This is a genomic window from Mesorhizobium sp. WSM1386 (assembly GCF_055901595.1).
On sequence record NZ_CM148373.1, the window covers coordinates 4,550,097 to 4,570,918 of the forward strand.

The following is a 20,822-nucleotide window of genomic DNA, read 5'->3' on the forward strand; positions in this document are numbered from 1 at the left end:
TGCCTGCTTAAATTATTATAGCAGCTATCTCGCAAGGTACCGCTGCGGTAATGTGCGAGTGGGCTAATAACTATTCAGTTTGATTCCAGGCGGGGAAAAATGCGAAATCACGTTTCAAGCAAGCTTCTTGCTACTGTTGCTGCGTCAGCTGCTTCGGTGACATCTGTTGGTGTGGTCGCGGCTCATGCCGCCGATGCGCAGGTAATAGATCCGGCAGTGGTCGATTCCCGTATCAAGATTGCCTTCGAAGGCGCTGTCTATCAGTCCAACGTCGACAAGCTTGGCGACAGCAGCGATAAGTTGGGTGAAAACAACGGCTTTGGCGATCTGTATGGGTCGGTCGCGCTGACCAAGGCGATTTCTGCGGATGTCGACTGGCGGCTTGCCGGTGCCTTCCATGCCGGACAGGACAACGACTTCGGTTTTAATGTCCCAACGGGTAGTGGTACCGTCGACCTATCGTTCGGCAACAGCTACAATTTCCAGACTCTGGACTTCGACATCGGCAAGCACGTGCAAGCGCAAAGCGCTGATATCCGCTTCTTCGGCGGCCTGCGCTTGCTGCACTCGAAAGAAAAGCTGAACCTCCACGAGGGCGTTACCCCGACTGATCCGGCGACGGACAAGGCTGGTAGCGCCGACAAGCTTGGCTCGTCCGAATTCTACGGCATCGGCCCGCGTGTCGGGGCTGAAGTCTATTATCCGTTGGGCGAAACATGGGGTCTGACCGGGGCGGTTTCCGGCTCGGCCATGTGGGGCCGCCGGACGGACAAGATCAGCTTGCATGAGGAAGAGACCGACCCGTCGGATCCCACGCCCGACCCGCCCGTCAATGTCGGCGCAAGCCAGCATTCCAGCGAGGTTGTGACGAACATCGATCTTTCCGGCGGCGTGACCTTCAGGCCGTGGGATAACACGACGTTCACCGCAGGCTACCGGGTCGAGCAGTGGCACAATCTGCTGGAGCTGTCCGACAAGAGCACCCAAACGTTCAACGGGCCGTTCCTGCGCCTGGAAGTCAAGATGTAGACCAGCAATTCGAGCCTCCTGGCTCGGACTACTGCGTCGAATGGATTGCAATTGACGGAACAGGAAGTGGCGTTCGAATCCAGAGTTGCCATCAACGGCAATGTCAGATTGCACTACACGGCGGCGGGCTCAGGCCCGCCGATTGTGTTTCTGCACGGCTTTCCGGATCACGGGATGGGTTGGCGCCGACAATTGGAGGCGCTTTGCGGCCGCTACCGTGTGATCGCGCCCGATCTGCGGGGCTTTGGGCAAAGCGATGCGCCGCAGGGCTACGGCAACTATGTGCTGACGAACCTGGTCAACGATGTGCTGGCCGTTCTCGCGGCGGAAAAGCTGACCCAAACCGCCATTGTCGGCCACGACTGGGGCGGCATCATTGCATGGTGGCTGGCTATACGCGCGCCGCAGGTCGTGCGCCATCTCGTCCTGCTGTCGACGCCGCACCCGCGCAATCATCTGAACGCCATTGCCGATCCGTCCAACGCGGAGATGATCGCTTACATACGCGGTTTTCAGGTGCCCGGCGCAGCCCAGATGCTGAACATCGACGAACTCGCAACCTGGGTCGCCGATCCGCAGGACAGGCAGGCGCTGACGGCCTCGCTGCGGCGATCCAGTCCGGAAGCAATGCTTGGCTATTACAGGGCTAACATTCCGCTCGGCAAGGTGCCTAGCCTGGGGCAACTGCCACTCGTCAAGGCGCCGACCCTGATCCTGTTTGGCACCGACGATCCCTATGTTCCGGTCAGCGCTTTCGATGGCACCTTTCGTGAGGTCGACAATGTGACCTCGCTGGTGGCTCTGCCCGGCGCCGGTCACTTCATCCACCATCAGGCAGCCAAGTTCGTCACCGAGCAGATTGAAGCCTGGGTGGAGAGACCGCTTTCCGGTTTCCGCCATCTTGCGTGAGGTGTCTCACGACCGCGCGAAGAATTGTACAAGGCCGACCGCGATCTGACTTCAGTTCGCCGGCATCGGGCCGAAGCGGATGCGGAAGCGCCGGTTTTCACGGCCCTTCTTCTCGATCTTGCCGATGTGGATTTCGCCGACTTCGCCGGTGCTCTTCACATGCGTGCCGCCGCAGGGCTGGCTGTCCACGGAAGCATTTTCGCCGATGCAGACCAGGCGGATCTTGCCGGTGCCCACCGGGGGCCTGACGTTCTTGGACTTCACCAGGCCCGGATTGGCGGCCAGTTCCTCGTCGCTGATCAGCCTGGTGAAGATCGGGTGATCGGCGCGCACCAGGTCCATCAAGCCAGCGGTCACCTCTTCCCTGGTGAAGCTGGCGTCCGGAATGTCGAAATCGACACGGCTGTCGTCCTCGGAAACGGAAGCGCCCGTGATCGGGAACGGGCAGACGACGGTCAGCAGATGGCAGGCCGCGTGCATGCGCATCAGGAGATGCCGCCGCTCCCAGTCGATGGCGAGTTTCACCTTCTCGCCGACCGCCAAGGCCGCCTGTTCAGGTGCCGGCACATGGATGATCTCGTCCTTGGTCTCGCCGGTGATGGTTGCGGCAATTTCGATGCGGTCGCCGTCCGCGCGCTCCAATGCACCGGAGTCTCCCGGCTGGCCGCCAGAGGTGGCATAGAAGATGGTGCGGTCGAAAATGATGCCGCCACGATCGTTGACGGCAATCACCGTGGCATCCGCCGTCTTCAGGTAGGCGTCGTCGCGAAACAGCGCTTCCGTCCTGTACGCCATCATGCGACCTTTTCGAAAGGCACCGAAATCTTGCTCTGCAGCTCCATCCAGCCCGGAATTGGCAGGTTTTTCTCGCGCAAAAATTGCGGGTTGAATAGTTTCGACTGGTAGCGCGTCCCGTAGTCGCAAAGAATGGTCACGATGGTGTGGCCGGGACCCAGTTCCCTGGCCAGCCGCATCGCGCCGGCGATGTTGATGCCGGTGGAGCCGCCCACGCACAGGCCTTCCTCCTGGATCAGGTCGAAGACGATCGGCAGCGCGTCCTCGTCCTTGATCTGGAACGAGAAGTCCGGCGTGAACCCGTCGAGATTGGCGGTGATGCGCCCCTGCCCGATGCCTTCGGTGATCGAACTGCCCTCGGATTTCAGCTCGCCGCTGGTATAGAAACTGTAGAGCGCAGCCCCCAGCGGATCGGCGAGCGCGATCTTCACGTCCTTGTTTTTGCCCTTCAGCCCGGACGCGACACCCGCCAGCGTTCCGCCAGAACCCACTGCAGAGACGAAACCGTCGACCTTGCCGCCGGTCTGTGCCCAGATCTCCTGCGCCGTGGTGCGGATATGGCCGTCGCGATTGGCTACATTGTCGAACTGGTTGGCCCAGATAGCGCCATTCGGCTCGGTCCTGGCCATCTGCTCGGCCAGCCGTCCCGACAGTTTCACGTAGTTGTTTGGGTTCTTGTAGGGCACGGCCGGGACCTCGATCAGCTCGGCGCCGAGCAGCCTGATCGTATCCTTCTTTTCCTGGCTCTGGGTGTCGGGAATGACGATGACGGTGCGGTATCCCAGCGCCTTGGCGACCAGCGTCAGCCCGATGCCCGTATTGCCGGCCGTCCCCTCGACGATGACGCCGCCCGGCTTCAGCAAGCCACGCTGTTCGGCATCGCGGATGATGAACAGGCCGGCGCGATCCTTGACCGACTGCCCCGGATTCATGAATTCGGCCTTGCCCAGGATCTCGCATCCGGTTTCCTCGGAGGCTTTGTTGAGGCGGATCAGAGGCGTGTTGCCGATCGCGTCGATCACAGAACGGGGCATTCAGGATTCCTTATGTGCGTGCGCCGAAACCCTAGAAACCCCAAGCCTCGGTTTCAAGGCAAGAATTCGCCTGGTCCAGTCGCATTTCCAGCACTGTTGTGCATGGACGCCCTCAAGTCCGGATCGGTATCGCACAGTTCATTTACATCCGACGTCGAAAAGCACTCTTTCCATTCGATTTCTTCGCCGCTAGAGCAAGACGGCAACAACTCGACAGGGCGCAGCATGACACTCTATCGGGCCGATCCGAAACACGGCGTCGCCTGGGTCACCGGCGGCAGCAGCGGCATAGGCCGTTCGCTGGCCAGGGATCTGGCGTCCCAGGGCTACGCCGTGGCGGTGACGGCGCTCGACGACGATCCGATCGACACGCTCATAGTCGAGACCGCGCAGATGCCCGGCAGCGTCACGGCCTTTCCTTGCGATGTCACCGATGAGCCGCGCATGGCAAGAACGGTTGCCGCGATCGAGAAGGAACTCGGCCCCATCGTGCTCGCCATCTTCAATGCCGGAAACTACATCTCCACGCCCGGAGAGGCGCTCGTCGTCCGCGACTTTCGCCGTTCCTTCGAGGTCAACTATTTCGGCATCATCAATGGGCTGGTGCCGGTGCTCGACTACATGCGGATCAGGGCGCGCGGCCATGTCGTGCTGGTCGGCTCCGTCACCGCCTATTTCGGCTGGCCGACCACGGCCGCCTATGGCGGCACCAAGGCGGCGATCAACATCCTGGCCGAGTCGCTGAAATATGATTTCGACAAGATGAACATTCGCGTCCAGGTCATCAATCCGGGCTTCGTCGACACGCCGCTGACCGAGAAGAACATGCTGCCGATGCCGGGCCTGATGCCTGTCAACCGCGCGACGCGCCGCATGGTACGGGGCATCAAATCCGGTGGCTTCGAAGTTACCTTCCCGTATCGGACGAGCTGGCCGCTGAAATTTCTCGCCCTGCTGCCGAGGCCGATCACCCGGTGGGTGATCAGCCTGACGACCAGCTGGAAGGCGCGGCCGCTGCATTACGAGCGCAAGCCGCCGCCCAAGGAATAGATGCCCACAGGATTGATGGTTTGGCTGCCTGAACGGCCGTTGCCTGTTCACGGCCATCGCCATAGGGTCATTGTTGTTGCGTGGAGTCTGCTATGGGGCGACGGATCGTGCTTGCCGTGCTGGGCCTGATCGCCGTCCTTCCATTGATCTTCCTCCTTGGCCCACGCGTTCCCATCGACACCACGATCCGCTTCGATCCTTCCGTCATCGGTGACGATCCGCAAGCCTATGTGGCCAGGACAGAAGCAGCCATACCGGGCATACGCGATGGGCTGGAGAAAGAGATCGTCTGGGCCAACCCGATGGTGCATGCCAAGACGCCGCTGTCGATCGTCTACATCCACGGCTTCTCCGCATCGAAGGGCGAGGTTCGCCCCGTGCCCGACGATGTGGCCGATCAGCTCGACGCCAACCTGTTCTACACCCGCCTCACCGGTCACGGGCAGGACGGCGCGGCGATGACACAAGGCAGCGTCAACGCCTGGATCAACGACTATGAGGAGGCGCTCGCCATCGGCCGGGCGATCGGCGACAAGGTGGTCGTCATCGCCACCTCGACGGGCGGCTCGCTGGCGGTGTGGGCGGCAACGCAGCCGGGAGCATCGGACGGGGTCGCGGCCATTGCATTCATCTCGCCCAATTTCGGCGTGAAAGCATCCGGCGCCGAGATGCTTACCCTGCCATGGGGCAAACAGATCGCCGAACTCGTCGCGGGCAAGGAACGCAGCTTCGCCCCGCGCAACGCCCTGCACCAGAGATTCTGGACCACCAAATATCCGATCGCCGCAACGCTGCCGATGCAAGCGCTGACGGAACTTGCCTTTGGCGCACTGGTCGAGAAAGCGACCATCCCGGCGCTGTTCATCTTTTCGGACTCGGACAAGGTGGTGCGGCCCGACCGCACCCGCGAAATTGCCGGGCGATGGGGCGCGCCGCACGAATTGGTGCCGGTCGACGACACCGGCGATCCGGACAACCATGTCATCGCCGGCGACGCGCTGTCGCCGTCGACCACGGCCTTCCTCGCGCAAAGGATCGCCGTCTGGCTCGAAGCGGTGGTCAAGTAAGCTGATTGTCCAGACACAAAAGGCGACCGCGAGATCACCGCGGTCGCCCTTTTTTCTGTCGCTGGCTGGTCAGCCGATCATGCAAAGGTTCGGCTGAGGCGGCCTGTTTAGGCAGCCCGCGCCGCCGGACGCTTGCCGCCGAAGCGGCGCTTGTTGTTGCCCTTGAAGGGCTTGGCGCCTTCCGGCTTGCGTTCACCGGCGAAGGCCGGCTTGTCGCCGAAGCGCTTCTTGCCGAAGCCATTGCCCTTGTTCTCGCCGCCTGGACGCCTGCCGTCGCGACGGCCATTGCGGTCGTTGCGGTCATTAGCGGGCTCGAAGCGCTCGTTCCTTTCAGCCGGATTGCGCTGCGGATCGGGGCTGCCGAGATGGTCGGCAACGATAGGCAGCTTGGTGCGGATGATGCGCTCGACCTGGCGCAGCTTGCTGTTTTCAGACGGATCGCAAAGCGTGATGGCAATGCCGTCCATGCCGTTGCGGCCGGTGCGGCCGATGCGGTGGACGTAGCTTTCAGCCTCGTCCGGCAGGTCGAAATTCACGACATGGCTGATGCCGGGAACATCGATGCCGCGCGCCGCGATGTCGGTCGCAACGAGGATGCGCACCGATCCATCGCGAAAATCGTTCAATGCCTTCTGACGGGCGTTCTGCGACTTGTTGCCATGGATGACGGCGGCCTTGAAGCCATCGCGCTCGAGATCCTTGGTCACCCGGTCGGCACCATGCTTTGTGCGCGAAAAGATGATGACGGACTTCATTGCCGCGTCGGCGAGCATCGTCGACAGCACCTGGCGCTTCTGCTTGGTGCGGGCAAACACGACGCCCTGCACGATCTCGGCGGCCGCGGTGCTTTGCGGCGAGACTTCGATACGCACAGGGTTCTTCAGAAGCCCCTTGGCCAGTTCGGCGATCTCATCCGGCATGGTGGCCGAAAACAGCGCCGTCTGGCGGTCAGGCGCGGTCGCCTTGGCGATGCGCTTGACGTCGTTGATGAAGCCCATGTCGAGCATGCGGTCGCCCTCGTCGAGCACCAGCCATTTGGTGTCGGAGAGGATGAGGTCGCCCTCGCGCACCAGGTCGGTCAACCGGCCGGGTGTGGCGATCAGGATGTCGACGCCGGGCGCAACCTTCTTCACCTGGCTGAAACGCGAGACGCCGCCCAGCACGAGTGCCGTCGAGACATGCGCGCCCTTGGCGAGGATCTTGATGGTGTCCTCGATCTGAACCGCGAGTTCGCGGGTCGGCGCAAGGATCAGCGCCCGGGTCGTCTTGGCGCGCCGCTTGGTGCCGAGCGCGATGATCTTGGACAGGATCGGCAGCGCAAAGGCAGCGGTCTTGCCGGAGCCGGTCTGGGCGATGCCGAATATATCGCGGCCTTCCAGCTGCGGCGGGATCGCCTGCATCTGGATCGGCTTCGGTTCGGTGAAGCCGGCATTGTGGGTGGCCTTGAGCAGCGCACCCGTAATTCCCAGCGCTGCGAAACCAGAGAGTTCCGCAGTGTCGGGCCCGGTGTCCTTACCGGACAATGTGTTTTCGTTGGTCAAAATAATCTTCTTTCACGCGGCCTCTGGCCGCAAACGTCAATGGCGGCAGGGCGCAACCTGCCGTCGAAAAATTCGATGTGAAACGACAAGGCGGGCGGACGGTAACGTCCACTCGGCTGCGCTGTCGTGCCCGCAGGCGTCATGCCACGGGGCTTTTTCGCCGCTTTGTGATGTACCGGAAAGAGGGCCGATATACCGGAAAGAGGGAAAACAGACGCAACCAGTCTCATTTGTCGAGAAGGCCGGAATCTCCCGGCCCAAGCGCCTATGGGCTGCATATGGCTGAGTTCGCCCCGGAATGCAAGGGGTGTCATGTTGCAACGCAGCAAGAACTGACCAAAAGCCTATGCTTGCGCTCCCCGGCGGGCATCATTACCACAAATGCAGCTTCCATTTTGGGGACCAAGCGATGAAGGACGTGCTGAAGGAACTCGAGCGGCGGCGCGACATCGCCCGCATGGGCGGTGGCCAGGCCCGCATCGATGCGCAGCACAAGAAGGGCAAGCTCACCGCGCGCGAACGCATCGAGGTCTTCCTCGACGAAGGTTCGTTCGAGGAGTTCGACATGTATGTCGAGCACCGCTCGACCGATTTCGGCATGGAGAAGACCAAGATCGCCGGCGACGGCGTCGTCACTGGCTGGGGCACGGTCAACGGCCGCCCGGTCTATCTCTTCGCCAAGGACTTCACGGTGTTCGGCGGCTCGCTGTCGGAAGCCCATGCCGAGAAGGTCATCAAGGTGCAGGAGATGGCGCTGCGCAACCGCGCGCCGATCATCGGCCTTTACGACGCCGGCGGCGCGCGCATCCAGGAAGGCGTGGCGGCCCTTGGCGGCTATGCCGAGATCTTCCAGCGCAACGTGCTGGCTTCCGGCGTCATTCCGCAGATTTCCGTCATCATGGGTCCGTGCGCCGGCGGCGACGTCTACTCGCCTGCCATGACCGACTTCATCTTCATGGTGCGCGACACCTCCTACATGTTCGTCACGGGGCCGGACGTGGTGAAGACCGTCACCAACGAGACGGTTACCGCCGAGAGCCTCGGCGGCGCCTCGGTCCACACGACGAAATCCTCGATCGCCGACGGCGCCTATGACAACGACGTCGAGGCGCTCCTGCAGATGCGCCGGCTGGTCGACCTCTTGCCGGCCTCCAACACATCGGAACTCCCCGAGATCGAATGCTACCAGTCGGTCACCGACCACGATTTGTCGCTCGACCGGCTGATCCCCGACAACGCCAACAAGCCTTACGACATCAAGGAATTGATCCTGAAGGTCGCCGACGAGGGCGACTTCTTCGAGATCCAGCAGAGCTTCGCCAAGAACATCGTCACCGGGTTCGGACGCATCGAGGGGCGCACGGTCGGCTTCGTCGCCAACCAGCCGATGGTGCTGGCCGGCGTTCTGGATTCCGATGCCAGCCGCAAGGCGGCACGTTTCGTGCGATTCTGCGACTGTTTTTCGACCCCGATCGTCACCTTCGTCGATGTTCCGGGTTTCCTACCGGGTACGGCGCAGGAGTATGGCGGGCTGATCAAGCATGGCGCGAAACTCCTGTTCGCCTACGCCGAAGCGACCGTACCGAAAATCACCGTCATCACCCGCAAAGCCTATGGCGGCGCCTATGACGTGATGGCGTCCAAACACCTGCGCGGCGACATGAATTATGCCTGGCCGACGGCGCAGATCGCGGTCATGGGTGCCAGGGGCGCGGTCGAGATCATCTACCGCAAGGACATCGGCGACGCGGAAAAGATTGCTGCCCATACAAAGGCTTACGAGGATCGCTTCCTGTCACCTTTCGTCGCCGCCGAGCGCGGCTATGTCGACGAGGTGATCATGCCGCACTCGACCCGCCGCCGCATTGCGCGGGCGCTGCGGATGCTGCGCAACAAGGACATGCAAAACCCCTGGAAGAAGCACGACAACATACCGTTATGACTCCCATGTCGCGAATGATCATCGCCGCCGGGCGACGGTTTGGCAGGTTCGCCGTCCTGTTTTACATTGTCCCTGCCGCCATCATCTTTTGCGCCTGGATGTCCCTGCTCGACAGCCATCCGATCTGGCTCATCACCAGTGGATTTGTTGCTATGCCAATCGCGACCACTGCTTTGGCATTCCTGTTCGGCACGTTGTTTGCCGGCTTCCGGCGCAGTAAGACTAAAGGCGTCAGCGAAGCAGAGGCGCCTGGCCTGTGGGCGCTTTGGCGAACCGTTGCCGGACCGCGTCGTGCGGCGCGCACCGTCATCTCGTTGGAGAACAACCTTAACGCTTCAGTTAGGGAAGAGCGCACGCTTCTCGGCCTGCTCGGTAACCGGCTGTTTCTGACCGTCGGGATCCCTCTGCTTGCCGTGACCGATGAAACGACGCTTACCGCGATCCTCGCCCATGAGGATGCGCATGTCCGCAACAAGGACACCAATGGTGGTCTTAATCTCGCAGAATTCGAGAACGGTTTTGGATTCGTCTTCGAGTATGCTCCTCCGGGCACCACGATTACAGGCAGCCTACTCCACACCGCGATCGGCTGGCTATCGGGATCGTTCGAACGGGAAGAAATCCGGCTTTCGCGCGAAGCCGAGATCAAGGCGGATCGGCATGCAGCGTCCTCCGGAGATGCCGAGCAGGCCGCTCGAGCGCTTTTGCTTGTCGCCGCGGCAGACGTGCATTTCAAAGAAGCGGTCTATGATCCTTTGCAGCATGAGTTGAGGGGAGCACTGCGTCCCCCGCGACCGCCACTCGATCGCCTCTTGGAGGCGGCTGGGCAGTTGCGGGAACCCGCTTGCCTGAATGCCTGTGCTCGCAAGGCATGGAAAAGTCCGGATGATGAAAAGTCCACCCACCCTTCGTGGGCGCAAAGACTGGCGGCGCTTGGCTACTCGGAGCCACCTGACCTGGACCCAATAGAGGTAACCGCCCTCTCGACGCAGGTAACTTCAAGCGCAGCCGACCAGCATATTGCGGAATTCGACGCTACATGGACTGCTAAGATGGCGGACTATCTCCAGCGGTGAACCAGCGGCACCCGAAAATTCAACCGCCGCAAACCGTCAAGGACCTGTGGCGCGCACGCCTTGCGGCGAATAGCGCGATGGCCGCAACGGCGAGCGCGGAACGGTTCATCTGATGGGCGCCTTCTGGCGTGCTTTGACCAGTTCGCGCAGCACCGTCACCATCGCCTGCGGCAGATCCTCGGCAATCAGCCCTGGCCCGAGGCGGCTGCCGGCCTCGGCATGGATCCACACCGCCGCGCAGGCCGCCTCGAACGCCGGCATGCCTTGTGCCAGCAGACCGGCTGATATGCCCGACAGCACGTCGCCCGACCCCGCGGTGGCAAGCCAGGCCGCACCGTTGGCATTGATCGCCGCCCTGCCATCGGGCGCTGCGATCACCGTGTCGGCACCCTTGTAGATGATGACCGCATTGGCATTGGCGGCTGCCGCACGCGCCTTGTCGAGCTTGGACGTTGCATCGTCGCCGGCGATGTCCGGAAACAGCCTGGCGAACTCCCCGTCATGCGGCGTCATCACCAAGGCCGGCGCGTTTTGCCGGCGCGCGGCTTCGAACAAGACATCCGGCGCGTCGCGAAAGGAGGTGATCGCATCTGCGTCAAAGACAAGACCATCGACCTGGGCGGGAGCATCCTGTTTTTGGCCGGAGGCAAGCAGCGCGAGCCCGAAGGTCCGCGTTTTCTGACCGACGCCAAAGCCGGGCCCGAGGACAAAGGCCGACGGCCGGCGTTCGCCGACAAATTCTTCGATGTCGGCGACGTCATCGGCCTTGCTAAGCATGATCGAGGTCAGATGGGCCGCATTGACCTGCATGGCGTTGCCCGGCGACAGCACGGTCACAGCCCCCGCCCCGCTCCTCGCAGCGGCCAATGCCGACAGGCGCGCCGCGCCGGTGGCGCTTGGGCCGCCGGAGAAGACGCCGACATGGCCGCGCTTGTATTTATGCGCATCGACGGCCGGCACGGGAAAACCACGCAACCAAAGCGCCGGTGTGTTCTCGAACGTCCGGGGCCGGAGCCGTGCGATGATATCGTCGCCAATGCCGATATCGGCAAGCACGACCTCGCCGCATCGCTCCCGGCCAGGCAGGAGCAGATGGCCGGGCTTCCTGCGCGCGAAGGTCACGGTGATTTCGGCGGCAAATGCCTTGCCGAGCACCTTGCCGCTGTCGCCGGACACGCCCGATGGCAGGTCGACGGCGATAACGGGCAAACGCATGTCGGTGGCAATATCGATCGCCCTGGCTTCATCGCCGGACAGCGGCTTGGACAGCCCTGCCCCGTACAGCGCGTCGACCACGATCGAGCCGGGCTCGGCTTTGAAGCCGGATAGCGGCCGAGGCTTGATCGGGCACTCCGCGGCTGCGAGTGCCGCGTCGCTTCTCGGCCTCGGTGCGCCGGATGCCCAGACCGTCGTGGCGACGCCGCTGCCGGTCAGGATGCGAGCGACGACATAGCCATCGCCGCCATTGTTGCCTGGACCGCACAGCACGTGGACGTGCACCGCTGCCGGATGGCGCTTGAAAACCTCGGCCGCGACGGCCTCGCCGGCACGACGCATCAGGCCGATGCCGTCGGCTGGGCCGGCGGCGATCGTCAGCCGGTCCGCTTCGGCCATTTCGGCGGGAGTAAGAAGTTCATCGCTCATGGATTGCCGATCCGCATTCGATCAAGCATTGTCCACTTTTCGATCCGAAGCAAACAAGGAGGAGGTGGCGCGAGGGCAGCCATAATGTTCGGATGAGAGGCATCACAGGCAAAAATTGCCCACGCGATGGGCGACATGCCTAATTATTGTGCTGCGACGACGGATGGCACTGTGTAGGTTCCGGAAGCCGGTGCCGCATCCGGTACAGCGAATGACGCGAATTTGCATCCCGGCGCGGTGCGGCTTCGAAATCGCATGAGACCGCTTCGAATCCCTCGGATTGGCACAGTTCGTGCTTGATGGAGGCGCAAGCGGGGGCTCACAACCCGTTTTTTTGGCAGTGGAGGCCACTTTTTACATGAAAAAGATCGAAGCGATCATCAAGCCATTCAAGCTGGACGAAGTGAAGGAAGCGCTTCAGGAGGCCGGACTGCAAGGCATCACCGTGACCGAGGCCAAGGGCTTCGGGCGCCAGAAAGGCCACACCGAACTCTACCGCGGCGCCGAATATGTCGTCGACTTCCTGCCCAAGGTGAAGATCGAGGTCGTGCTCGGCGACGACGCCGTCGAAGGCGCGATCGAGGCTATCCGCAAGGCGGCCCAGACAGGCCGTATCGGCGACGGCAAGATCTTCGTCTCCAACATCGAGGAAGTCGTGCGCATCCGCACCGGCGAAACCGGCATGGACGCCGTCTGACGCGACCACCTTCCCAACGTCACCATCAAAAAACGTCATCATCAAAAAACGTCATCAAACAGGGATACATGACATGACGACAGCCAAAGACATCATGAAGCAGATCAAGGACAACGACGTGAAATTCGTTGACCTGCGCTTCACCGACCCGAAGGGCAAGCTGCAACACGTGACGATGGATGTCATCGAGGTCGAGGAAGACATGTTCGCCGATGGCGTGATGTTCGACGGCTCCTCGATTGCCGGCTGGAAAGCCATCAACGAGTCCGACATGGTGCTGATGCCCGATGCGGACACGGTCCACATGGATCCGTTCTTCGCGCAGTCGACCATGGTCATCCTGTGCGACATCCTCGATCCGGTCTCGGGCGAATCGTACAATCGCGACCCGCGCGGCACGGCCAAGAAGGCCGAGGCCTACATGAAGTCGGAAGGCATCGGCGACACCATCTATGTCGGCCCGGAAGCCGAGTTCTTCGTGTTCGACGACGTCAAGTACAAGGCCGACCCCTACAACACAGGCTTCAAGCTCGATTCCACCGAACTGCCGTCGAACGACGACACCGACTACGAGACCGGCAACCTTGGCCACCGCCCGCGCATCAAGGGCGGCTATTTCCCGGTGCCGCCGATCGACAGCGCTCAGGACATGCGCTCGGAAATGCTGACCGTGCTCGCCGAAATGGGCGTGCGCGTCGAGAAGCATCACCATGAGGTCGCGGCCGCCCAGCACGAACTCGGCATCAAGTTCGACACGCTGGTCCGCAACGCCGACAAGATGCTGATCTACAAATATGTCGTGCACCAGGTCGCCAACGCCTACGGCAAGACGGCCACCTTCATGCCGAAGCCGATCTTCGGCGACAATGGCTCGGGCATGCACGTCCACCAGTCGATCTGGAAGGGCGGCAAGCCGACCTTCGCCGGCAACGAGTACGCCGGTCTTTCGGAAAGCTGCCTGTTCTACATTGGCGGCATCATCAAGCACGCCAAGGCGATCAATGCCTTCACCAACCCGCTGACCAATTCCTACAAGCGTCTGGTGCCGGGCTACGAAGCGCCGGTGTTGCTCGCCTATTCGGCGCGCAACCGCTCGGCGTCATGCCGCATCCCGTTCGGCTCGTCGCCGAAGTCCAAGCGCGTCGAGGTCCGCTTCCCCGATCCGGGCGCGAACCCCTACCTCGCTTTCGCCGCCATGCTGATGGCCGGTCTCGACGGCATCAAGAACAAGATCCATCCCGGCCAGCCGATGGACAAGGATCTCTACGACCTGCCACCGAAGGAACTGAAGAAGATCCCGACCGTCTGCGGATCGCTGCGTGAAGCCCTGCAGAGCCTCGACAAGGACCGCGGCTTCCTGAAGGCCGGCGGCGTCTTCGACGACGACCAGATCGACAGCTACATCGAGCTGAAAATGGCCGAGGTGATGCGCTTCGAAATGACCCCGCATCCGGTCGAATACGACATGTACTACTCGGTCTAAATCTCGTTCGCATAATCCTGCAAAGCCCTTGAAGGATTTCCGCCTTCAAGGGCTTTTTGCTGCCACCAGATGTCCGCGGATGGTTTGCGTGACCAGCGATGCGACAGCGGCCAACCGCTTTTGGTTCACGGGGATCGTTTGTTAGCTGGATTTGCCGAGGGCAGGCAACGTCGGTCACGGTCGGAACACTGGGCCATCGCGGCCCATTTGCGGTGAGCGGCAGATGGTTTTCCGCGCGGAAAAATCGCCAGGAGCGAGCGGCACACTGCCTCAGGCTGCAATGCCCGCTCGTCCGGCGCCCCCGCCAATGCCGTCGTTCAAGAAACCCCGCCCCGTTCGAACAGCATCGCTTTGGCGTAACCCAAGGTTCGAATACGCATGCCGCGGCGTGATCTGTCAACGCCGCCAGCCCGAGGCATAAATCGCCGTTTTCGTTGTATGAACAGTGGCTTATATAGGGGATCATTGGTCTACGGACGAGCTGAAACTGGCTGTTTTCCGGGCTTTTTCAACGAACTCGGAAACGCTGGACATTTCGTGACGGCAAAAGGCGCCTGCCAAAAGCCTCTCCGTGACAGGAAATTGCCCCGTCCTTTTCAACCTGACTTTTTTTGGGGGAATTCGCCCCGCCGGGCCAGCACGGCAAAAAGAACCCCGGCGAACTGCCCTCAAAAGTTGGACACAACCTTCGGGGGTCAGTTCAGAAGGCCGGGGTTCTCGCAAGGACAGAACGTCGGAGGGCGACGCGTCCGGGCCGTGCAGGTTCCAGTCGGTTCGCCTGGCGAGCACCACGACCGCCTATCCGGCAAGTCGTCACTTATCCGGCAAGTTCGACATCTATCCAGCAAGTTCGTAATAGATCGCCGCCACGGCCATGATCAGCAGCGTCGCGATCAGGCTCGGGCGCCCGAAGGCGGCGGTGCTCAATGCGCTCGTCGCCAACAGTGACATGATCTGCCGCGACGGCAACCGCAGCCCTGCCCTGCCGCATGCGAAGGTTGTCGCGGCGCTAAAAGCACGTGGAGCTGACGCCGGCTGACCAAGGCGGACGTGCCTCGCCCCACAAGCATAACGAAAAAGGCCCTCGCGTTTTCCGCAAGGGCCTTTTTCGTGGTCGTTCTGGTGCGGCGCAGATCTTGCGTCCGCGCCGCGAAAACAATCAGGCGGCAGCCGAAACCGATGCGTCGGTCGCAACCTGCGAGATCGTCTTCAGGATCTGCGAAGCGATCTGGTAGGGGTCGCCCTGCGAATTCGGACGGCGGTCTTCAAGGTAACCCTTGTAGTCATTCTTGACGAAGGAGTGCGGCACGCGGATCGACGCACCGCGGTCGGCGATGCCGTAGCTGAACTTGTTCCACGGCGCGGTCTCGTGCTTGCCGGTCAGGCGCTTGTCGTTGTCCGGGCCGTAGACGGCGATGTGGTCCATCAGGTTCTTGTCGAACTGCGCCATCAGCGATTCGAAATACGCCTTGCCGCCGACTTCACGCATGTAGGCGGTCGAGAAGTTGGCATGCATGCCCGAGCCGTTCCAGTCGGTGTCGCCAAGCGGCTTGCAGTGGAATTCGATGTCGATGCGGTATTTTTCGGTCAGGCGCAGAAGCAGATAGCGGGCGATCCACATCTGGTCGGCGGCCTTCTTGGAGCCCTTGCCGAAGATCTGGAATTCCCACTGGCCCTTGGCCACTTCGGCGTTGATGCCTTCATGGTTGATGCCGGCCGCGAGGCAAAGGTCGAGATGATCCTCGACGATCTGGCGTGCGACATCGCCGACGTTCTTGTAGCCGACGCCGGTGTAGTACGGGCCCTGCGGGGCGGGATAACCGGTCTCCGGGAAGCCGAGCGGACGACCGTCCTTGTAGAAGAAATACTCCTGCTCGAAGCCGAACCAGGCACCCTCGTCGTCGAGAATGGTGGCGCGCTTGTTGGAGGCGTGCGGTGTCACACCGTCAGGCATCATGACTTCGCACATGACCAGCACGCCGTTGGTGCGGGTCGGGTCCGGATAAACCGCGACCGGCTTCAGCACGCAATCGGAGCTGTGGCCTTCGGCCTGCATGGTCGAGGAACCATCGAAACCCCACAGCGGCAGCTGGTCGAGCGTCGGGAATTCGGCGAATTCCTTGACCTGCGTCTTGCCGCGAAGGTTGGGGACCGGGGTGTAACCATCGAGCCAAATGTACTCGAGCTTGTATTTCGTCATTCTAGCCTCTCGTTGCTTGATCACCGAACACTGAACAGCGTCGACACGCGTCTGCCGTCAGCAGCCGGCCCTGCCGGATCACTAAAATGCAATTCGTGTGCCATTCGGGCGCCGGCGGGTGCGGCAAAATGGCGGCGATACACGGTTGAATTTGTTGAGCCGCCTCATGGATGGATCGAGATCGATCAACAATGCAAAATGCACAAATAATATGCAAAATATGATCTTTTCGTAGGCATATTGCCTAAATGAATCGCACAACCTATCTTGCAATAAAGCTGAATCGAAAAGCTCCCGCGAAAGAAAGGAGGCCGCTTATGGAAGTCACCATCTCCCGTCCGTCGGCAAAGATCCTGATGTTCCCTCTGGCAGCCCGCAAATCTGCCTCAAATTTGGGCGCAAAGGCCAAGTTCGCGGCAGAGCTTGCCTCGCTGCGCAACACGCACGCCGATTTTGACGGCTGGTATCACGAAGCGGCCGTCGAGGAAGAAGACCAGCGGAAGAGCTGAGCCGCCTCTTCAGGTGTCGGACACGAAAAAGCCCGGCGTGATTGCTCACGCCGGGCTTTTTGTTGGCAAGCGGATCCGATCGGCTACTGCTTGGTGTGGAGATCGGTTCCGAGCGTGTCCTTGACGAAGATCATGCCGATGACCAGCGTGATCGCCGCGATCACCACCGGGTACCAAAGGCCGTAGTAGATGTCGCCCTTGTAGGCACTGAGGGCGAACACCGTTGCCGGCAGCAGGCCACCGAACCAGCCATTGCCGATGTGGTAGGGCAGCGACATGCCGGTATAGCGGATACGGGTCGGGAACATCTCGACCAGGATCGCCGCGATGGGGCCGTAGACCATGGTCACGAACAGCACCAGGATGAACAGGATGCCGATTGTCATCGGCCAGTTGACGGCTGCCGGATCCGCGAACATGGCGAAGGGACCGCCACCCGGTATATTATAGACAGTGACTTCGGGCGCGCCTGCTGCCTCATCGGTGGTCAGGATCTTGTCCTTGACCGCCTGCTCGGTCGGCACCGCTGTCTTTTCGCCGCCACGGATGGCGGCGGCATCGAGCTTCAGTTCAGGGTTGGCGGCGATGAAGGCGTCGAGTTTCTGGTCGGCAACCTTGATTGCCGCGCGCTTCAGCGGATAACCGCTGTCCTGCAGGGACATGTTGACGGCCTTGACGAAGGCGGCGTCCTTGGCCTTGGCCTGGTCGCCGGCGGCGACGGCGTCGTAGGACTCCACCGTCTCGTTGCCGATCTTGACCGACGCGGCTGTTCCGGCCGCGGCCGTCGAGACGACGTCGTAGGGAACCGAGTTCTTGGTCAGGAACGAAGTCGCGATGTCGCAGGACGTCGTGAACTTGGCGGTGCCGACCGGATTGAACTGGAACCTGCAGTCGCCGGGCGCTGCCGTCACCGTTGCCCGCGTGCTCTGCTGTGCCTTGGCGAGCGCCGGATTGGCGGCCCAGGTCAATGCCTTGAACAGCGGGAAGGTACAGACAATGGCCAGCGCAAGGCCAGCCATGATGATCGGCTTGCGGCCGATCTTGTCGGACAGCCAGCCGAACACGACGAAGAAGATCGAGCCGATGGCCAGCGCAATGGCGATCATGATGTTGACCGACTGCGCATCGACCTTCAGCACGTTCTGCAGGAAGAACAGTGCGTAGAACTGGCCGTTGTACCAGACGACGGCCTGGCCGGCGGTGAGGCCAAGCAGCGCCAGCAGCGCGATCTTGGCGTTCTTCCACTGACCGAAAGCCTCGGAGAGCGGCGCCTTGGAGCCTTTGCCCTCGTCCTTCATCTTCTGGAAGGTCGGCGACTCCGAAAGCGACAGCCGGATCCAGATCGAGACGGCGAGCAGCAGGAAGGAAACGATGAACGGAATGCGCCAGCCCCAGGCGGCGTAGCTTTCCTTGCTCAACGAGCCCTGAACGATCAGGATGACGATCAGCGAAAGGAACAGGCCGAGCGTCGCCGTCGTCTGGATCCATGACGTGTAGAAACCCCGGCGGTCATCGGGCGCGTGCTCGGCGACATAGGTCGCCGCGCCACCATATTCGCCGCCGAGCGCCAGGCCCTGCAGCATGCGCAGGATGATCAGGATCACCGGAGCGGCGATGCCCAAGGTTGCATACCCCGGCAGCAGGCCGACCAGGAAGGTCGACAGGCCCATGATCGTCATGGTGACTAGGAACGTATATTTGCGGCCGACGAGGTCGCCGATACGACCGAACAAAAGGGCGCCGAACGGACGCACCAGGAAGCCGGCGGCAAAGGCCAGCAACGCGAAGATGTTGCGTGTCGCCTCAGGGATCGTCGGAGCGAAAAAGGTCGAGCCGATGAAGGCCGCCAACGAGCCGTAGAGATAGAAATCGTACCATTCGAAGACGGTGCCGAGCGAGGAAGCGAAGATGACCTTCTTCTCTTCCCGCGTCATGCCGCGGCTCGTTCCGCCGGCGGTCGATGCCAATGCCATTGCGTTTTCCTCCCGTGAGACCCTTGTCCTCGACGCTGCGTTTTAATCGTCGGCGTTCTCCTCCGAACGCGGACTCAACGACAGCCGTCACGGAAAAAATGACAGAAAGCGCCCCCCGGCGGCAGAGCGACGATGGGATTATGACTTTGGTATTAGGTGCGGTGCGGCAAAGCCGTGCGACGCTCAGGCCTTGAGCGCTTCCAGGAGCTGGACGGCGGCCATCATGTCGCGCTTGCGGGCGGAGCGGCGGGCCACCGCCTCCGCGTCCTGGCCCCACTGCTCGATCTGCCAGTCCTCATCGACATGGCCGGCGGCCCAGGCGGCCTCGACGTCGAGCTCGCCAAAATCGACAGCCAGCGCCAGCAGCGCCGAACCGGTCAGCGAGGTCATGACGTGGATGGCGGCAAGCCGCAGCGGCTCGGCGCGCTGAGCAAGATGCGCGCCCAGCACGGCGATCGTCTCGCGCGGCTGCTCGACATGGATGATGCCTTCGGCAAGGTTGAAGCGGGCACCAAGGCTGCGGCGTGCCCAATCGATCACCGGGTCCCAGTGCTCGTTCTGCCGCTCGACCATCCCTTGCGGCGCATCGGCGCGGTAACAAAGCAAGTCGGACGAGGCAAAGCGCAATATGTCTTCCAGCACCGCTTGCGGATCGCTGGCGACGCCATCGATGGCGGTGTTGACCAGGCGCATCACCGGCATTGTCACTGGATTGATGGTCTCGCCCTGTGCGGCGAACTCGTCGGCAACCAGCGCCGCGGCTGCTTCGGTCGGCAGCGACAACAGCGCCTTGCCCGGTGTGCGCACCGGTCTGCCGTCGAGATGGACGGCAAACCCGTCTTCCACCGGCGCAACCGAGACGGTCTTGTAGAAGCGCTTCGGCAGCGGTGTCTTCATCTGGATTTGGGCGCGGCGCACCGGGTCCGGATCGGAAAGGTATTTGCCCGCTTCGAGGTCGTTGAGGATATCGCGCATGAAAATCTCTCTCACACCGGTGTCAGCTTGCGCGCCGGCCGGTTGACGATGATCAGGCCGGCGGCAATCAGACCAAGTGCCAGGAAGATGCGGATGGTCAGCGGTTCGTTCAAGATGATTGCGCCGCACAAAACACCGAACACCGGTGACAGGAAGGTGAAACTGGACAGGCCCGACGCCGGATAGCGGCGCAGCAGCCAGAACCACAACACGTAGGTGAAGGCGACGATGTAGAGCGCCTGGAACAGCAGCGCCAAGGTCGGCAGCAACGCGGGATCGCGAACCGGCGGGCCCGCCAAAGGCAGAACCAGGAGGCCAACGATGGCCGCGCCGGCGAGTTGGTAAAGCAGCAGCTTTTCGGCACTCGCCTCGACCAGTTTCGAGCGCTTGATGAGGATGTTGGTCAGGGCCCAGAAGAAGCCGGAACCCAGGCTCAGAATATCGCCGAACAGCATGTCCCCGCCGCCGCCGAGCTTGTCGGAAAAAACCGCGGCAAGACCGGCGAAGGCCAAGAGCAGGCCGAGGAACTTGCGCAAGGTGATCTGTTCGCCAAGCAGGAAGTGGCCGCCGATCAGCATCCAGAACGGCATGGTATTGACCAGCAGCGTGTTGCGGGCAACGGTCGTATGTTCCAGGCCAACGTAAAGGCAAAGGAATTCCACGCCGAAAAGCACGCCCACTGCGATGCCGGCAAGCAAGGTGCCGTCGCGCGTGAACAGCGCGATGCCGCGCCAGCGGCACCAGAGGAAGACACAGAAGCCGCCGATGATCGAACGCGCGATCGACAGGAAGACGGGGTCGTAACCGGCATAGGAGATCTTGGCGGCGACGTAGTTCAGTCCCCAGGAAAAAGTCAGGCCGACCATGATCGCGGCGGCGGCCATGTCGACCGTGTCGC

The 20,822-nt window shown here is 61.9% G+C and carries 18 protein-coding genes; 10 read left to right on the forward strand and 8 right to left on the reverse strand.

The features are described 5' to 3' along the window. Positions 1-99: 99 nt before the first annotated feature. Together AC0NIH_RS22205 and AC0NIH_RS22210 are read left to right on the forward strand one after the other, a co-directional pair. Positions 100-1,029 (forward strand): Lpg1974 family pore-forming outer membrane protein, encoded by a 930-nt coding sequence (locus AC0NIH_RS22205; RefSeq protein ID WP_473464491.1) that lies wholly within the window; start codon positions 100-102, stop codon positions 1,027-1,029. Positions 1,030-1,095: 66 nt separating this feature from the next. After that, entirely contained in the window at positions 1,096-1,938 is an 843-nt protein-coding gene (locus tag AC0NIH_RS22210; RefSeq protein ID WP_473464488.1) for an alpha/beta fold hydrolase, read from the forward strand. Between the two features lie 51 nt (positions 1,939-1,989). Here AC0NIH_RS22210 and AC0NIH_RS22215 read toward each other — a convergent pair whose 3' ends face one another. Further along, entirely contained in the window at positions 1,990-2,733 is a 744-nt protein-coding gene (locus tag AC0NIH_RS22215; protein WP_473464855.1) for an alanyl-tRNA editing protein, read from the reverse strand. Beyond that, positions 2,733-3,767 (reverse strand): cysteine synthase A, encoded by a 1,035-nt coding sequence (locus AC0NIH_RS22220; RefSeq protein ID WP_473464486.1) that lies wholly within the window; start codon positions 3,765-3,767, stop codon positions 2,733-2,735. The genes AC0NIH_RS22215 and AC0NIH_RS22220 overlap by 1 nt, the downstream gene beginning before the upstream one ends. Positions 3,768-3,992: 225 nt before the next feature. Between AC0NIH_RS22220 and AC0NIH_RS22225 the strand changes: the two genes are divergently transcribed. Continuing rightward, positions 3,993-4,817, forward strand: coding sequence for an SDR family oxidoreductase (locus AC0NIH_RS22225; protein WP_287269087.1), 825 nt, complete (start codon positions 3,993-3,995; stop codon positions 4,815-4,817). A gap of 92 nt (positions 4,818-4,909) precedes the next feature. Continuing rightward, on the forward strand, positions 4,910-5,884 hold the full coding sequence (locus AC0NIH_RS22230) for an alpha/beta hydrolase (RefSeq protein WP_473464482.1): 975 nt from the start codon (positions 4,910-4,912) through the stop codon (positions 5,882-5,884). Positions 5,885-5,991: 107 nt separating this feature from the next. On the opposite strand, the gene AC0NIH_RS22235 is transcribed toward AC0NIH_RS22230, so the two are convergent. Next, a complete protein-coding gene (locus AC0NIH_RS22235) occupies positions 5,992-7,425 on the reverse strand; it encodes a DEAD/DEAH box helicase (protein WP_473464479.1) in 1,434 nt (477 codons plus the stop codon). 409 nt (positions 7,426-7,834) lie between these two features. On the opposite strand from AC0NIH_RS22235, the gene AC0NIH_RS22240 reads away from it, so the two are divergent. Beyond that, positions 7,835-9,367: an acyl-CoA carboxylase subunit beta gene (locus tag AC0NIH_RS22240; protein ID WP_473464477.1), complete on the forward strand. Its 1,533-nt coding sequence runs from the start codon at positions 7,835-7,837 to the stop codon at positions 9,365-9,367. A 5-nt stretch (positions 9,368-9,372) separates the two neighbouring features. Beyond that, entirely contained in the window at positions 9,373-10,443 is a 1,071-nt protein-coding gene (locus AC0NIH_RS22245) for a M48 family metallopeptidase (protein WP_473464474.1), read from the forward strand. A gap of 105 nt (positions 10,444-10,548) precedes the next feature. Here the strand turns inward: AC0NIH_RS22245 and AC0NIH_RS22250 are convergent, their stop codons facing one another. Next, positions 10,549-12,087 carry an NAD(P)H-hydrate dehydratase gene (locus tag AC0NIH_RS22250; protein WP_473464472.1) on the reverse strand — a complete coding sequence of 513 codons (1,539 nt, stop codon included), beginning with the start codon at positions 12,085-12,087 and terminating at the stop codon, positions 10,549-10,551. A 358-nt stretch (positions 12,088-12,445) separates the two neighbouring features. Between AC0NIH_RS22250 and AC0NIH_RS22255 the strand changes: the two genes are divergently transcribed. From AC0NIH_RS22255 to AC0NIH_RS22265, 3 genes are all read left to right on the forward strand, one after another. Continuing rightward, positions 12,446-12,784: a P-II family nitrogen regulator gene (locus AC0NIH_RS22255; protein ID WP_006205430.1), complete on the forward strand. Its 339-nt coding sequence runs from the start codon at positions 12,446-12,448 to the stop codon at positions 12,782-12,784. Between the two features lie 73 nt (positions 12,785-12,857). Then, complete coding sequence (glnA, locus tag AC0NIH_RS22260) at positions 12,858-14,267, forward strand: type I glutamate--ammonia ligase (protein WP_023768587.1); 1,410 nt, start codon at positions 12,858-12,860, stop codon at positions 14,265-14,267. Between the two features lie 874 nt (positions 14,268-15,141). After that, on the forward strand, positions 15,142-15,306 hold the full coding sequence (locus AC0NIH_RS22265) for a hypothetical protein (protein WP_473464469.1): 165 nt from the start codon (positions 15,142-15,144) through the stop codon (positions 15,304-15,306). 120 nt (positions 15,307-15,426) lie between these two features. Here AC0NIH_RS22265 and AC0NIH_RS22270 read toward each other — a convergent pair whose 3' ends face one another. Beyond that, positions 15,427-16,467, reverse strand: coding sequence for a glutamine synthetase beta-grasp domain-containing protein (locus AC0NIH_RS22270; RefSeq protein WP_023776139.1), 1,041 nt, complete (start codon positions 16,465-16,467; stop codon positions 15,427-15,429). Positions 16,468-16,784: 317 nt separating this feature from the next. Here AC0NIH_RS22270 and AC0NIH_RS22275 point away from each other — a divergent pair, with 317 nt between their 5' ends. After that, positions 16,785-16,976 carry a DUF2735 domain-containing protein gene (locus AC0NIH_RS22275; protein WP_473464466.1) on the forward strand — a complete coding sequence of 64 codons (192 nt, stop codon included), beginning with the start codon at positions 16,785-16,787 and terminating at the stop codon, positions 16,974-16,976. A gap of 83 nt (positions 16,977-17,059) precedes the next feature. On the opposite strand, the gene AC0NIH_RS22280 is transcribed toward AC0NIH_RS22275, so the two are convergent. The 3 genes from AC0NIH_RS22280 to AC0NIH_RS22290 form a co-directional block, all read right to left on the reverse strand. Continuing rightward, positions 17,060-18,949, reverse strand: a complete 1,890-nt coding sequence (locus AC0NIH_RS22280; protein WP_473464463.1) for an MFS transporter — start codon at positions 18,947-18,949, stop codon at positions 17,060-17,062. A gap of 183 nt (positions 18,950-19,132) precedes the next feature. Beyond that, positions 19,133-19,924, reverse strand: a complete 792-nt coding sequence (locus AC0NIH_RS22285; RefSeq protein ID WP_473464460.1) for an ATP12 family chaperone protein — start codon at positions 19,922-19,924, stop codon at positions 19,133-19,135. 11 nt (positions 19,925-19,935) lie between these two features. Beyond that, on the reverse strand, positions 19,936-20,808 hold the full coding sequence (locus AC0NIH_RS22290; protein ID WP_473464852.1) for a DMT family transporter: 873 nt from the start codon (positions 20,806-20,808) through the stop codon (positions 19,936-19,938). Positions 20,809-20,822: the final 14 nt, after the last annotated feature.

Coding starts and splice junctions, on each gene's coding strand:
- AC0NIH_RS22250 (WP_473464472.1), bottom strand. CDS start 12,087: ATGAGCGATGAACTTCTTACTCCCGCCGAAATGGCCGAAGCGGACCGG.
- AC0NIH_RS22245 (WP_473464474.1), top strand. CDS start 9,373: ATGTCGCGAATGATCATCGCCGCCGGGCGACGGTTTGGCAGGTTCGCC.
- AC0NIH_RS22280 (WP_473464463.1), bottom strand. CDS start 18,949: ATGGCATTGGCATCGACCGCCGGCGGAACGAGCCGCGGCATGACGCGG.
- AC0NIH_RS22285 (WP_473464460.1), bottom strand. CDS start 19,924: ATGCGCGATATCCTCAACGACCTCGAAGCGGGCAAATACCTTTCCGAT.
- AC0NIH_RS22265 (WP_473464469.1), top strand. CDS start 15,142: ATGATCAGCAGCGTCGCGATCAGGCTCGGGCGCCCGAAGGCGGCGGTG.
- AC0NIH_RS22220 (WP_473464486.1), bottom strand. CDS start 3,767: ATGCCCCGTTCTGTGATCGACGCGATCGGCAACACGCCTCTGATCCGC.
- AC0NIH_RS22290 (WP_473464852.1), bottom strand. CDS start 20,808: ATGGCCGCCGCCGCGATCATGGTCGGCCTGACTTTTTCCTGGGGACTG.
- AC0NIH_RS22205 (WP_473464491.1), top strand. CDS start 100: ATGCGAAATCACGTTTCAAGCAAGCTTCTTGCTACTGTTGCTGCGTCA.
- AC0NIH_RS22230 (WP_473464482.1), top strand. CDS start 4,910: ATGGGGCGACGGATCGTGCTTGCCGTGCTGGGCCTGATCGCCGTCCTT.
- AC0NIH_RS22225 (WP_287269087.1), top strand. CDS start 3,993: ATGACACTCTATCGGGCCGATCCGAAACACGGCGTCGCCTGGGTCACC.
- AC0NIH_RS22255 (WP_006205430.1), top strand. CDS start 12,446: ATGAAAAAGATCGAAGCGATCATCAAGCCATTCAAGCTGGACGAAGTG.
- AC0NIH_RS22215 (WP_473464855.1), bottom strand. CDS start 2,733: ATGGCGTACAGGACGGAAGCGCTGTTTCGCGACGACGCCTACCTGAAG.
- AC0NIH_RS22275 (WP_473464466.1), top strand. CDS start 16,785: ATGGAAGTCACCATCTCCCGTCCGTCGGCAAAGATCCTGATGTTCCCT.
- glnA (WP_023768587.1), top strand. CDS start 12,858: ATGACGACAGCCAAAGACATCATGAAGCAGATCAAGGACAACGACGTG.
- AC0NIH_RS22270 (WP_023776139.1), bottom strand. CDS start 16,467: ATGACGAAATACAAGCTCGAGTACATTTGGCTCGATGGTTACACCCCG.
- AC0NIH_RS22240 (WP_473464477.1), top strand. CDS start 7,835: ATGAAGGACGTGCTGAAGGAACTCGAGCGGCGGCGCGACATCGCCCGC.